Genomic DNA, 13,345 nt, shown 5'->3' with positions numbered 1-13,345 from the left:
ACTAACGCTCCTGGTTGTAGGTACTGCCCGGGCCGAGGCCCGATCCGTTCGTGTCCGTTCCCGCGCTGCGTCCCTGCTGGACCCCGCGGCGCAGGTTGCTCAACCTGCCCCGGACGTCCTCGGGTGCGCGGGAGACCTGGGGGCCGCCCTGCGGGGTCTGCTCAGCCGTGCCCTCGACCAGGTTGGCCTTCGGGACCCGGCGGGGAAGTCCGGACGAGGTGACCCCGCCCGCCTTCGGGTCCTTGAGCTTCCCGGCCCGCTGCCAGCGCTCGTCGTTGGTCGAGCGCCATTCGTCGGCGGGGTCGGCTTGGTTCTGCTGCTCCTGCGCCGGCTGCGCGGGCTTGGCCTGCTGCGGTGCCTGCTGCTGCGGCGCCTGCTGGGTCGGCGAGGCGACGCTGCCGCGGCGCGGCAGTCCGGCGTCGGTCAGTGCGTGGCCGGCGTCCGGGGCGGCACTCTGGGTCGGACCCGGACGGTCGAAGCCTACGCGGTCGGGGGCCTGCGCGGGAGCGCTCGGGGCAGATTCCGATTCCGCTCCGAACGGCTGCTGGTAGCCGCCCTGGTAAGCGCTCTGATCCTGCCAGTCTCCCTGGTGGGACTGGGTATCGAACGCATTGCCGTACTGCTGGTGTTCGGTTCCCGGGGTCTCGTACGAAGCTTCCGCATAGCCCTGCTGCGGGTACGCCTCGTAGCCCTGCTGCGGGTAGGCGTAGCCGTCCTGCTGCTGCGGGAATCCGGCCGCGTACTCCTGGCCGTACTCCTGAGACTGCTGGGGCTGCTGCTGTCCGTACTCCTGCGCCGGGGCGTAGGGATCGGCCGGGAACTCCTGGCCCTGCCGGCCGTACTCCTGGTCCTGGGTGTACGGGCCGGACTGAGGCTGGGCCTGCTGCCCGAACTCCTCGGCCGGCTCCGCCTCGTCGCGGAAGAGCGGCCGCTCGCCGCCCTGCGCCTGGGCCTCCAGGGCGGCACGCCGCCCCTCGCGCTTCAGCGAGCGGTTGACCGGGTCGAGCGGGCGCTCCTCCTCGGCCTGCTGCTCGTAGCGCGAGTCGTCGAAGCCGAGATCGGCGGCGGTCAGCATCGGCTGCTGCTGCGGCGGGGCGCTCTCGAAGGCGCTCTGCTGCTGCTGCGGAATGATCTGCGAGACGGTGAAGTCGTCCTGGAGCGGCTGCTCGCCACCGCCACCGTGCGTGATCGCGTCCGGCAGCATGACCAGCGAGGTCGTACCGGCCTGCTCGCCCGAGGGGCGGAGCTGGACCCGGATGCCGTGCCGGTCGGCGAGCCGGCCGACCACGAAGAGGCCCATGCGCTGCGAGACGGCGGCGTCCACGGTCGGCGGGTTGGCCAGCTTGTGGTTGATGTCCGCGAAGTCCTCGGCGGTGAGGCCGATGCCCTTGTCGTGGATCTCGACCATCACGCGGCCGTCGGGGAGACGGGTCGCGGTGACGCGGACCTTGGTCTGCGGGGAGGAGAACGTGGTGGCGTTCTCCAGGAGCTCGGCGAGCAGGTGCACGAGGTCGGTCACGGCCTGGCCGTGGATCTCGGCGTCCGGCACGCCCGCCAGCTCGATGCGCTCGTACTGCTCCACCTCGGAGGAGGCGGCGCGCATCACGTCGACCAGCGGGACGGGCTGGTCCCAGCGGCGGCCGGGCTCCTCGCCGGCGAGGACGAGGAGGTTCTCGCCGTTGCGGCGCATACGGGTGGCCAGGTGGTCCAGACGGAAGAGGTTCTCCAGCTGGTCCGGGTCGGCCTCGTTGTTCTCCAGGTCGGTGATCAGGGTCAGCTGGCCCTCGATCAGCGACTGGTTGCGGCGCGAGAGGTTGGTGAAGATCGCGTTGACGTTGCCCCGGAGCATGGCCTGCTCGGCGGCGAGCCGGACGGCCTCGCGGTGGACCTGGTCGAAGGCGCGGGCGACCTCGCCGATCTCGTCCTGCGTGTCGATGGGGATCGGCTGCACACGGGTGTCGACACGGCCGGGCTCGGTGCGCGAGAGCTGGTCGACCAGCATCGGCAGGCGCTGCTCGGCGATGCCGAAGGCGGCGGTCCGCAGCTGCTGCATGGCGCGGCTCATCTGGCGGGCCATCATCCCGGCCAGGATGAAGGCGGCGAGCAGGGCGATGACGACGATGCCGCCGTTGACCCAGGCGTCCGTCTTGGCCTCGTCGGAGATCTTGGCGGCCTCGGCCACGGCCTTGTCGACGAGGGCCTTCTCGACCTCGGAGTAGCCCTCGAACTTGGCGGTCGAGACGGCCATCCAGGACTCGGCCGTGATGCCCCTCGCCTTGAGCGACGCGAGGCCGTCGGGGTCCTTGGCGGTGCCGATCGCGGTGGCGGCGCCCGAGTAGACGGAGCCGTCCTTGCCCTTGGGCAGGTCCAGGCCGGCGGCCTGCATCTGCTTGGCGCCCGCGGCGGCCTTGCCCGCCATGACCTTCTTCAGCATCTCGACGTCCTCGGGCATACCACCGGAGGAGAACTCGCCGAGGGCGATCTGCTCCAGGTAGTTGTACGAGTTGAACGCCACGGACTGCTGCGCGAAGACCGCCTCGGTGCGGCTGGGCCGGACCAGGAGCTGGGTGCCGATGGAACGCTGGAGGGACTCGGCGCCCTTGGCCAGCTGGATGGCGTAGACGCTGCGGCCGTAGGCCGTGACGTTGCCGGTGCCGAGGCCGAGCTCGTTGGAGAACTCGGTGAGGTAGTGCTGGACGCCGGTGTACTGGAGCTGCGTGTTCACCGGGTCGAGGGAGCGGGTGTACGCGGCCTTGCGCAGCGCCTCGAGCTTGGGCTCCTCCTCGCGGAAGAGGTTCAGGCGGCGCTCCAGGCCCTGGCCCGAGGGCAGGTCCTTGGCGGCCTCGTCGAACTTCACCTTGGCGGCGTCGGTCGCGGCGTACGCCTTGGTGACCTCGTCGCTCTTGCGGTCCTCGGCGGTCTTCGCCGCCAGCAGCGGGGCCGCGGTGAGGTCGCGCTCGTTGAGCAGGGCGGTGCTGTACTCCGAGGCGGCGCGCACGATGAGCGCCGTCTTCTCGGCGTCCTGCGCCTCCTGCCAGGTGTCGATCGATCCCTTGACCTGGAAGCCGCCCATGACGAGGCCGACCAGCACGGGTATGCAGAGGATCGCGTTCAGCCTGGTGGGCACCCGCCAGTTGCGGGGCGAGAGCTTGCTGGAGCTGCCCGGGGCAGGGGCCACGGCGGGCTGCGTCACGGGCACGTCGGCGGGCGACATCGCCGTGCGCGACGGCGGGGTGAAGTTGCCCCGTGTCTCCTGCTCCGCGGAGCTTTCCTTGCTGCGCCTCACTCGACCAACAACCTCTCGGCGTCGGCACCTACGTTGTGCCGGTGTTTCGTTCAGGGCCGTACTACTCGGGAGTTCATGAATTGCAGCACGTGAAGGGTGTCGGTTCCAAACAGTGGGATGCGGACGGTTTCACGGGCCTGCGCGTCGCATAAAACGGGCATAAAGAGCGAGCCCCGCCAAAAGACGGGGCTCAGGTGAGCGCAGCGACACCGATCGGATGCATCGGGTGTCCGGGGCGCCCCAATTCTCTGTCGAAACGTTATGAACGCGCGGGCGGTCGTGTCGAACGACACAGACCGCCCCCGGCGCGGTGGCACGGGACAACCGCCCTGGGCGTCCGGCTACTTGAGCCGGGCCATGAGGGCGTGCTCCACCAGGGTGATGAGCGCGCTCTTGGCGTCGGCGCGGTGCCGGGCGTCCGTGGTGATGATGGGGGTGCCGGATCCGATCTGGAGGGCCTCGCGGACCTCCTCCGGCTGGTACGGCTGGCTCCCGTCGAAGCCGTTCAGGGCGATGACGAACGGCAGGCCGCTGTTCTCGAAGTAGTCGACCGCCGGGAAGCAGTCGGCGAGACGGCGGGTGTCGACGAGCACTACGGCGCCGATGGCGCCGCGGACCAGGTCGTCCCACATGAACCAGAAACGGTCCTGACCGGGCGTACCGAAGAGGTACAGGATCAGGTCCTGGTCCAGGGTGATGCGGCCGAAGTCCATGGCGACGGTCGTCGTCGTCTTGCCACCGGTGTGCGTGAGGTCGTCGATGCCCGCGGACGCGGACGTCATGACGGCCTCGGTGCGCAGCGGGTTGATCTCGGACACGGCGCCGACGAACGTGGTCTTGCCCACGCCGAAGCCACCCGCCACCACGATCTTCGCGCTGGTGGTCGACCGAGCAGCACCGCCGCTAGAGCTTGCGAAGTCCACTGAGCACCCTTTCGAGCAGAGTCACGTCCGGCGTGCCGCCGGTCTCTCCGTTGCCCGGCTGGTGGATCGCCACCATGCCGGCCTCCGCCAGGTCGGCGACGAGGATGCGGGCGACGCCGAGGGGCATCGACAGCAGCGCCGACACCTCGGCCACCGACTTGACCTCACGGCACAGGTGGCAGATCCGCTGGTGTTCCGGGAGGAGCGTGGCGAGGTGCGCCGGGTCGGCCGTGGTGCTGACCAGTGCCTCGATGGCGAGCTGGTAGCGCGGCCGGGTCCGGCCGCCGGTCATCGCGTACGGACGCACCAGCGGCTGGTCGCCCTCGTGCCCGTACTCGTCGACTGACGCGCCGTACGGATCGTGAGAGGCGGGGGGCGGGGTCATGAATCCTCCGGGCGTGACAGCAAGCCTTCTGCCGTCTGATGGGGCCGGTGGGGGGCCGGGTGGGGCGGCCGGACGGATAACGGTGCCAGGGCGGTACGGAGGGGCGTACCGCCCTGTCGAGCGGTCGTGCGGTGGGGTCCTGTCCGGGAGGCGGACCGGCTAGTGGAGCAGGCTTCCCTGGAGCTCCGCGCGGAGATCCGGGGTGAGGACGCTGCCGGCCCGGTCGACCAGCAGCGTCATCTCGTAGCCCACGAGGCCGATGTCGCACTCGGGGTGCGCGAGCACGGCCAGCGAGGAACCGTCGGAGACCGACATGAGGAAGAGGAAGCCTCGCTCCATCTCCACCACGGTCTGCGCGACGGGGCCCCCCTCGAAGATCCGGGACGCGCCCGCGGTCAGCGAGGTCAGTCCGGACGCGACCGCCGCCAGCTGGTCGGCGCGGTCACGGGGGAATCCTTCGGACATGGCAAGCAGGAGTCCGTCGGCGGAGACCACCACCGTGTGGGACACCCCGGGGGTGTTGTCCACGAAGTTGGTGATCAACCAGTTCAGATTCTGCGCCGCCTGGCTCATCGCGTTCAACTAACGCTCCTGCTGATGGTTCGGACCGAGGTGGATGCTACCCGTGGTCGAGTTGCCCGCCTGCCGGCCCTGCTGGATGCCGCGGCGCAGATTGGTCAGCCGGCCGCGGACGTCGTCGGGTGCACGCGAGACCTGGGGGCCGGCCGTGTGGGCCTGCTCCTGTGCGGTCCCGGGTACGAGGTTGGCCTTCGGCACGCGCCGGGGGAGGCCGGAGGTGGTGACGCCGCCGGCCGCGGGCTTGCGGACCCGCTCGGCCTGGCGCACCAGCTCGTCGTTGGGCGAGGTCCGCCAGGCGGCCGCGCCGTTCTGGCGGCCGTCCGCCGGGTCACCGGCCGGACGCTGCTGCGGGGCGGACGGCTGCGGGGCGGCCTGCGCCTGCTGCTGCGCCTGCTGCTGGGCCTGCTCCTGCTGGAACCAGTTGGTCTCCAGCGTGTCGTACAGCGGCGTACGGCCGTCGCCGGTACCCGCCGGCGGCAGGGCCTCCGGGCGGCGCGGCTGCTGGAGCTGCGGCTGCTGGCCCTGCGGCTGGACCGGCTCCGGGCGCGGGGCGCCGAAGTCGCCGCCGGTCCGCTGGCGCGGGGCCGGAGCCTGAGGGGCCTGCTGCTGCGCCTGCGGGACGTACGGCTGCCGGCCGAACTGCTGCTGCTGGCCGCCCTGGTAGCCCTGCTGCTGCGGGGCCTGCTGGGGAGCCTGCTGCGGGCCGCCGAAGTCGGGCCGGGCGAACTGGCCGGTGGAGCCGGGGCCCTGCGGCGCGCCGAAGTCGGGACGCGGGAACTGCGCGGTGGACGCCGGGTCCTGCGCACCGCCCTGGTACCCCTGCGGGGCCTGCTGCTGCGGCACCTGCTGCTGCGGGGCCTGGGGCCGGCCCTGCTGCGGCGCGCCGAAGTCGGGGCGCGGGAACTGGCCCGTGGAGCCGGGGCCCTGGGGCGCCGGGAACGAGCCGGTCGTCTCCGGGTCCTCGTGCCCGCGCGGCGCGTCGAGCGGGGTCATCTCCTGCTGCGGACGGCGGACCGGCTGCTGGGCCTGGTCGTTGCCCCAGCTCGCCGCCTGCGGCCGCTGCTGCTGGGGGGTGCCCCCGGGCAGCTCGGCGCGCGGGAGGTCGTACCCGCCGGTCGGCTGGCCGCCCTGGGCGGGGCCCTGCGGCTGCGGAGCGCCGGGTCCGGCCTGCGGGCCGGAACGGCTGCCCCAGACGTCCGTACGGGACGGGATGGCGCTCGCGGCACCGCCGATGAGACCGCCGCCGGGGCCCGGACGCAGCGGGTCGCCGCCCTGCGGGCCCTGCGGGCTCTGGGGGACCTGCGGCAGCTGCCCGGTCCGGTCGAGCGAGGCGTTCTGCGGCTGCGGGGCCTGCGGGGCGCCCTGCGGGCCGCCGGCGAGCGGGGCGCCGTCGCGGGTGGGCAGCGCGGCGCGGGGACCGCCCGCACCGACCTGGCCGCGCGGCGCACCGGTGCCGAGCCGGCCGGCCGCCGAGGACGGCGCACCGCCCTGGCCCGGGCGTCCGCCGGGGCCGCCTGCCGCGCCGGGACCGGCGGGAAGCCGCCCGCCGGGGGCGGAGGCGCCGGGCGGCATCGCGCCCTGGCCGCCGGCACCCGGCTTGGGCATCGGCTTCTTGCCGCCCTGGGCGACGTCGACCGGCAGCATGACGAGCGCGGTGGTGCCGCCCGAGTCCGAGGGGCGCAGCTGGATGCGGATGCCGTGTCGCAGGGACAGGCGGCCGACCACGAAGAGGCCCATGCGGCGGGAGACGGAGACGTCCACGGTGGGCGGCGAGGCGAGCCGCTCGTTGATCGCGGCGAGGTCCTCGGGGGAGAGGCCGATGCCGGTGTCGTGGATCTCGACGAGCACGCGGCCGTCGGGCAGCGCGTGGCCGGTGACCCGGACCTTGGTCTGCGGCGAGGAGAACGAGGTGGCGTTCTCCAGCAGCTCGGCGAGGAGGTGGACGAGGTCGTTGACGACCCGGCCGGCGACCTCGGTCGCGGGGACCGAGGCGAGTTCGATGCGCTCGTACTGCTCCACCTCGGAGGCGGCGGCACGCAGGACGTCGACCAGCGGGACCGGGCGGGTCCAGCGGCGGCCCGGCTCCTCGCCGGCGAGGACGAGGAGGTTCTCACCGTTACGGCGCATACGCGTCGCGAGGTGGTCGAGCTTGAAGAGCGAGGACAGCTGGTCCGGGTCGGCCTCGCGCGACTCCAGCTCGGAGATGAGCGAGAGCTGGCGCTGGATGAGGCCCTGGGAACGGCGCGAGAGGTTGGTGAACATCGCGTTGACGTTGCCCCGGAGGAGGGCCTGCTCGGCGGCGAGTCGGACGGCCTCGCGGTGCACGTCGTCGAAGGCCGCGGCCACCTGGCCGATCTCGTCCCGGGAGTGCACACCGACGGACTCGACGGAGGTGTCGACGTCCTGCGGGTCGGACTCGGAGAGCTGCTTGACGAGCTCGGGCAGGCGTTCCTGGGCGACCTTGGTCGCGGTGTCCTGGAGCCGGCGCAGCGAGCGGATCATGGAGCGGGCCACGACGAAGGCGCCGATGAGGGAGACGCCGAGGACGAGGAGGATCAGCGCACCGTTGACGATGGCGTCCCGCTGCGACTCCTGGCGGAGCTCACGGGCCAGGCTCTCCATGTCGCCGAGCAGACCGCGCTCGATGCGGTTCATGGTGGCGATCTTGGTGCCGTACTCGTCCGTGAAGTTGAGGTGGCCGCGCTTGTTGGCCCGCTCCATGGCGCCGTCCATGTTGAGGACGCGCTCGGCGTACTTCTCGGCGGCGGTGATCGAGGGGTTGCCGCTGTTCAGGGACGCGAGCCGCTCGGTGGCGTCGCCGCCGGTCGACTCGTAGATCGCCTGGAAGGACTGGAGTTCACGGCCCTCGGAGTTGAGCGCGGCCTCGGCGTAGAGGCGGTCGCCCTGCTGGATCCTGCCCTTGGTCCGGTCGCTCGGCGGCAGGGCGGAGGCGATGATCGCCTGCTGGATGGAGGCGTACTCCTTGGCGGACGAGAACGCGGCGAGCGCGCGGGTCCGCTTGATCATCTCGGGGTTGCTGGTCGCCTGGGCCATGTCCTGGGACAGGCTGAGCAGCGAGCGGATGAGACGGCTGTACGCCTCGACCGTCACCGAGTGGGAGACGCCGTCCTCGTAGGCGTTGCTCCGGATCGTGTGCAGACCGCTGACCTGCGAGGCGATCTGGTTGACGTTCTGCCGGATGCTGCGCAGCGCCTCGTCGCCCTCGGTGGCCGGGATGGCCTCCGTGGCCTGGAGGAACGCCTTGTACTCGAGGTCGGTCTTCCGGCGCGGGTTGGCGACCTGGTAGTCGCTGACCGGGCGGCCGTTGGCCAGCGGACCCGCGGAGAGGTCGCGCTCGGACTGGAGGGCCTGCGCGAGGTCGGTGGCCTCGCGGGTCAGCTTGGTGAGCAGCTGCATGTGGTCGAGCTGCTCCATGTCCTGGAGCGACTCGCTGATGCGGATGCCGCCCAGGGTGGTCGCCGCGACCACGGGGAGGGTGAGGAGCGCGACCAGGCGCGTGGAGATGCGCCAGTTGCGCAGGGCTATTCGAGGGCCGACCTCGTTCTCCGCCCGGGCCTTGGGGGGCGTGTCGGTCGGCTCGGCGGAGCCGGCCGCCGCGCTCGTGCGCCTGCCGCCGTCACCGGCGTCGCCGGACGGGCCCTGACCCTGGTTCGGGGTGTGCGGGGCCGAGGGACCGCGGTCGGTCCCGGCACGCGGTTCCTGCTCCGCCGGAGCATCCGCTCGGCCCTGACGGGCCTGGGGAGACCCCGAGCCATCCCTCTTGAAACGTCCCTGCACTAGCGTCGCAACCTCTGGACCAGGCGTCCTTCCGGGTGAACGGAGAGGACGGTGTCGGTGTCAATCGGGGTGCGTGGAGGGCACCCCAGGTGGTCGTCGGTGACCGGCGCACTTCCCCCTTCCCCGCCCCTGGGCCGGCGCTGCGTTGCGCCCCCTGCGTGCCGGCTTGAATCCCGCGGCGGTGCGTGGAATTCCAGCACAGTGCCGGACCTCCAACAAGGGCCGCGTGTCGCGCCGGGCGGGTCATGACAACCTGTGCGCACGACGTCACCCGACGTAGAAGATGATCACGGAGGATTCGGACTTTTCCTCTCCAATGGCCGCGCGTACCCGTGTGTCCCAGTCGCCATGATCAGGAGCGGAATGGAGCATTCAGTGGCGTAATGTCCCTTTCCGTGGCGACAGGCGACGGTCCGTAATGCCCGGATTATGTCGCCCGTGGTGAGCAAACTCACACGATGATCGATGTCTTAGCCATGCATTCGAAGGGAATCGCATGTTTAGCCTGACGCTTTACACCCCTTCGCGCCCGAACGCGGCGCCCGCTCCGGAACAAGGTCAGATCACCGCGATGAAGACGACGACGCCCGGCACCACGGCCAACCCCCGCCGTTCCACCCTCGTCCACCTCTCGGACGCCGCAGAGCTCGGCCGGGTCGCCCTGCCCGAGTACGCGGCCGAACTGCCGACCAGGACGGCCAACCCGCGCCGCACCGTCCTCATGCAGCCCCCGGCCCCTTACCAGCCGCAGCCGTACGCCTCCGCGACCCGCTGACGCCACCCCCGCGCCCGCCCGCGTCATCCTTGTCACGGCCCCGGTGACATCGCCGGTCGGCCGCCCCGCGCCGCGTTAGCCTGGAGCGTCAGACTCCAGCCAGCACCAAGTGAGGGGCGACAGCACTCGTGCGCATCGCCAGATTCTCGATCGACGGCAATGTGGCCTTCGGCGCCGTCGAGGGCGAGGGAAGCGTCGAATCCGGCGGCCTCGTCCTCGACATCATCAAGGGCATCCCGTACACCGACTTCGAGCTCAGCGGCACCAAGGTTCCGCTGAGCAAGGTACGGCTCCTGCCGCCCGTGCTCCCCAACAAGGTCGTGGCCATCGGCCGCAACTACGCGGAGCACGCCGCCGAACTCGGCAACGAGGTCCCCGACGTCCCCGTCGCCTTCTTCAAGCCCACCACCTCGGTGATCGGCCCCGGCGACGCCATCGAGTACCCCTCCTTCTCCAGCGAGCTGCACCACGAGGCCGAACTGGCCGTGGTCATCGGCCGCATGTGCCGCGAGGTGCCCCGCGAGCGCGTGAAGGACGTCGTCTTCGGCTACACCTGCGCCAACGACGTCACCGCCCGCGACGCCCAGCGCCGCGAGAAGCAGTGGGCCCGTGCCAAGGGCTTCGACACCTCCTGCCCGCTGGGCCCCTGGGTCGAGACGGACCTGAGCATCGCCGCCGCGGGCGACCTGACCATCCAGGCCACGGTCAACGGCGAGCAGCGGCAGCTGGGTCGGACGAGCGACATGATCCGCTCCATCGAGGACCTGGTCGTCCACATCACCGAGGCCATGACGCTGCTCCCCGGAGACGTCATCCTCACCGGCACCCCCGCCGGGGTCGGCCCCCTCAACGTCGGCGACGAGGTCGCCGTCACCATCGAAGGCATCGGCACTCTCACCAATAGGGTGATCAAGCGTGGCTAACGCGAACATCCGCGTCCGTTTCTGTCCCTCGCCGACCGGCAACCCCCACGTGGGCCTGGTCCGCACCGCCCTCTTCAACTGGGCCTTCGCCCGGCACAACGAGGGCACCATGGTCTTCCGCATCGAGGACACCGACGCTGCGCGCGACTCCGAGGAGTCGTACAACCAGCTGCTCGACTCGCTGCGGTGGCTCGGCCTCGACTGGGACGAGGGCCCGGAGGTCGGCGGCCCGCACGCGCCGTACCGCCAGTCGCAGCGCATGGACATCTACAAGGACGTCGCCGACAAGCTGCTCGCCGGCGGCTACGCGTACCCCTGCTACTGCACCACCGAGGAGCTCGACGAGCGCCGTGAGGCCGCCCGCGCCGCCGGCCGCCCCTCCGGCTACGACGGCCACTGCCGCGACCTCACCGACGAGCAGAAGGCCGCGTACGAGGCGGAGGGCCGCGCGTCGATCGTCCGCTTCCGGATGCCCGACGAGCCGATCACCTTCACCGACCTGGTCCGCGGCGAGCTCACCTTCACCCCGGAGAACGTGCCGGACTACGGCATCCTCCGGGCCAACGGCGCCCCGCTGTACACCCTGGTCAACCCGGTCGACGACGCCCTGATGGAGATCACCCACGTCCTGCGCGGCGAGGACCTGCTCTCCTCCACCCCCCGCCAGGTCGCCCTCTACAAGGCGCTCATCGAGCTGGGCGTCGCCAAGGAGATCCCCTCCTTCGGGCACCTGCCGTACGTCATGGGCGAGGGCAACAAGAAGCTCTCCAAGCGCGACCCGCAGGCCTCCCTCAACCTCTACCGGGAGCGCGGCTTCCTCCCCGAGGGCCTGCTGAACTACCTGTCGCTCCTCGGCTGGTCCTTCTCGGCCGACCAGGACATCTTCACCATCCCGGAGATGGTGGCGAAGTTCGACATCGCCGACGTGAACGCCAACCCGGCGCGCTTCGACCTCAAGAAGGCCGAGTCGATCAACGCCGACCACATCCGCATGCTGGACGTGAAGGCGTTCGCCGAGGCCTGCGAGCCCTGGCTGCGGGCCCCCTTCGCCGACTGGGCCCCCGAGGACTTCGACCGGACCGCCTGGGAGGCCATCGCGCCACACGCCCAGACCCGTGTCACCGTCCTCTCGGACATCACGGCCAACGTGGACTTCCTCTTCCTCCAGGAGCCGGTCTTCGACCAGCCCTCGTGGGACAAGGCGATGAAGGGCGAGCCCGCGGCCCTCCTCACCACCGCCCGCGAGAAGCTCGACGGCGCCGACTGGAGCGACCCCGAGTCCCTCAAGAACGCCGTGCTGGCCGCCGGCGAGGCCCACGGCCTCAAGCTCGGCAAGGCCCAGGCCCCGGTCCGCGTCGCCGTCACCGGCCGCACGGTCGGCCTGCCCCTCTTCGAGTCCCTGGAGATCCTGGGCAAGGAGAAGACCCTGGCCCGCATCGACGCGGCCCTGGCGAAGCTCGCCGCCTGACCCCTGCCGCGCGGTACGGTCGGTCCATGACCATCCGCGCGGTGCTGTGGGACGTCGACGACACGATCTTCGACTACGCCCGTGCCGACCACGCCGGCATGAGCGCGCACCTGACGGCCGAGGGCCTGGTGGACGGATACGCATCCGTCGACCAGGCCCTCGGCCGTTGGCGGGAGCTGACCGTGCTCCACTGGCGCCGCTTCGAGGCCGGCGGGGTCGACTTCCAGGAGCAGCGGCGCGACCGCGTCCGGGACTTCCTGACGCGGCCGGGTCTCACCGCGGCGGAGGCCGACGGCTGGTTCGAGCGGTACGTCTCCCACTACGAGGCCGCCTGGGAGCTCTTCCCCGACGCGGTGCCGGTCCTGGACCTGCTGGCCGATGACTATCGTCACGGGATTCTCTCCAACTCCAGCCTGCACAACCAGGAGCGGAAGCTGCGGGTCCTCGGCGTGCGGGACCGCTTCGAGACCGTGCTCTGCGCGGCGGAGCTCGGGGTGGCCAAGCCGGCCCCGGAGGCCTTCCACGCCGCCTGCACCGCCCTTGACCTGCGCCCGAGCGAGGTGGCGTACGTGGGGGACCAGCCCGACATCGACGCCAGGGGGGCCGTGGAGGCGGGCCTGCGGGGCATCTGGCTGGACCGGGCGGACACCGGCGGGCGCCCCGAACTCAAGCGGATCACGAGCCTCCGCGAGCTTCCGGCCCTGCTCGGGGGCCCTACCCGTTTTGGAGCACCGTCCACCTTCGGGTAATGTTCTTCCTGCGCCGAGGGGAACAAGCCGAAAGGCAAGAACCCGGAAAGCGCAAGCCGAGCAAGATCCTCCCTGGTGGGGACATTGCCCCGGTGGCCTATGGTGTAATTGGCAGCACGACGGTTTCTGGTTCCGTTAGTCTTGGTTCGAGTCCAGGTAGGCCAGCTCGCAGAGCTTTATCTGCAACCTGTGGATGGCATCCACGAAGCCCCCGTTGTGTAGCGGCCTAGCACGCCGCCCTCTCAAGGCGGTAGCGCCGGTTCGAATCCGGTCGGGGGTACTGATCCATCCTGTAGGTCACTTGGGTAGCTCCCGGTCGATCTACGGTGACATCACCCGGTTCCGACCGGGTGGGATCGCTAGGGCCCCCGTTGTGTAGCGGCCTAGCACGCCGCCCTCTCAAGGCGGTAGCGCCGGTTCGAATCCGGTCGGGGGTACGGTGTAACCACCATGGCCTAT

General features: G+C 71.2%; 9 protein-coding genes and 3 tRNA genes. 7 read left to right on the top strand and 5 right to left on the bottom strand.

The genetic code is table 11. The annotated features are described in order from the left end of the window. Position 1: 1 nt before the first annotated feature. From ACF09E_RS16030 to ACF09E_RS16010, 5 genes are all read right to left on the bottom strand, one after another. On the bottom strand, positions 2 to 3,286 hold the full coding sequence (locus ACF09E_RS16030; protein ID WP_392205749.1) for a nitrate- and nitrite sensing domain-containing protein: 3,285 nt from the start codon (positions 3,284 to 3,286) through the stop codon (positions 2 to 4). A 341-nt stretch (positions 3,287 to 3,627) separates the two neighbouring features. Then, the gene (locus ACF09E_RS16025; protein WP_392205748.1) at positions 3,628 to 4,209 is read right to left on the bottom strand and encodes an ATP/GTP-binding protein; all 582 of its coding nucleotides are present in this window, start codon (positions 4,207 to 4,209) and stop codon (positions 3,628 to 3,630) included. Next, positions 4,190 to 4,594: a DUF742 domain-containing protein gene (locus ACF09E_RS16020; protein ID WP_017235980.1), complete on the bottom strand. Its 405-nt coding sequence runs from the start codon at positions 4,592 to 4,594 to the stop codon at positions 4,190 to 4,192. The genes ACF09E_RS16025 and ACF09E_RS16020 overlap by 20 nt, the downstream gene beginning before the upstream one ends. A 159-nt stretch (positions 4,595 to 4,753) precedes the next feature. Next, the gene (locus ACF09E_RS16015; protein WP_030325548.1) at positions 4,754 to 5,167 is read right to left on the bottom strand and encodes a roadblock/LC7 domain-containing protein; all 414 of its coding nucleotides are present in this window, start codon (positions 5,165 to 5,167) and stop codon (positions 4,754 to 4,756) included. Between the two features lie 9 nt (positions 5,168 to 5,176). Beyond that, positions 5,177 to 8,971, bottom strand: coding sequence for a nitrate- and nitrite sensing domain-containing protein (locus ACF09E_RS16010; RefSeq protein WP_392205747.1), 3,795 nt, complete (start codon positions 8,969 to 8,971; stop codon positions 5,177 to 5,179). A gap of 571 nt (positions 8,972 to 9,542) precedes the next feature. On the opposite strand from ACF09E_RS16010, the gene ACF09E_RS16005 reads away from it, so the two are divergent. From ACF09E_RS16005 to ACF09E_RS15975, 7 genes are all read left to right on the top strand, one after another. Beyond that, positions 9,543 to 9,746, top strand: coding sequence for a hypothetical protein (locus tag ACF09E_RS16005; protein ID WP_392205746.1), 204 nt, complete (start codon positions 9,543 to 9,545; stop codon positions 9,744 to 9,746). 128 nt (positions 9,747 to 9,874) lie between these two features. Beyond that, positions 9,875 to 10,669 carry a fumarylacetoacetate hydrolase family protein gene (locus tag ACF09E_RS16000; protein ID WP_361847072.1) on the top strand — a complete coding sequence of 265 codons (795 nt, stop codon included), beginning with the start codon at positions 9,875 to 9,877 and terminating at the stop codon, positions 10,667 to 10,669. Then, positions 10,662 to 12,137: a glutamate--tRNA ligase gene (gltX, locus tag ACF09E_RS15995; protein WP_392205745.1), complete on the top strand. Its 1,476-nt coding sequence runs from the start codon at positions 10,662 to 10,664 to the stop codon at positions 12,135 to 12,137. Before ACF09E_RS16000 ends, gltX begins: the two co-directional genes overlap by 8 nt. A 26-nt stretch (positions 12,138 to 12,163) precedes the next feature. Continuing rightward, positions 12,164 to 12,886, top strand: coding sequence for an HAD family hydrolase (locus tag ACF09E_RS15990; protein WP_392205744.1), 723 nt, complete (start codon positions 12,164 to 12,166; stop codon positions 12,884 to 12,886). Positions 12,887 to 12,979: 93 nt separating this feature from the next. Continuing rightward, positions 12,980 to 13,051, top strand: a tRNA-Gln gene (locus tag ACF09E_RS15985). Between the two features lie 42 nt (positions 13,052 to 13,093). Then, positions 13,094 to 13,166, top strand: a tRNA-Glu gene (locus ACF09E_RS15980). 84 nt (positions 13,167 to 13,250) lie between these two features. Next, positions 13,251 to 13,323: transfer RNA gene (locus tag ACF09E_RS15975), tRNA-Glu, on the top strand. Positions 13,324 to 13,345: the final 22 nt, after the last annotated feature.

This window comes from Streptomyces sp. NPDC014891 (assembly GCF_043081085.1).
In the GTDB taxonomy this organism is placed as follows: Bacteria; Actinomycetota; Actinomycetes; order Streptomycetales; family Streptomycetaceae; genus Streptomyces.
This window is presented reverse-complemented; position numbering and strand designations above follow the sequence as displayed.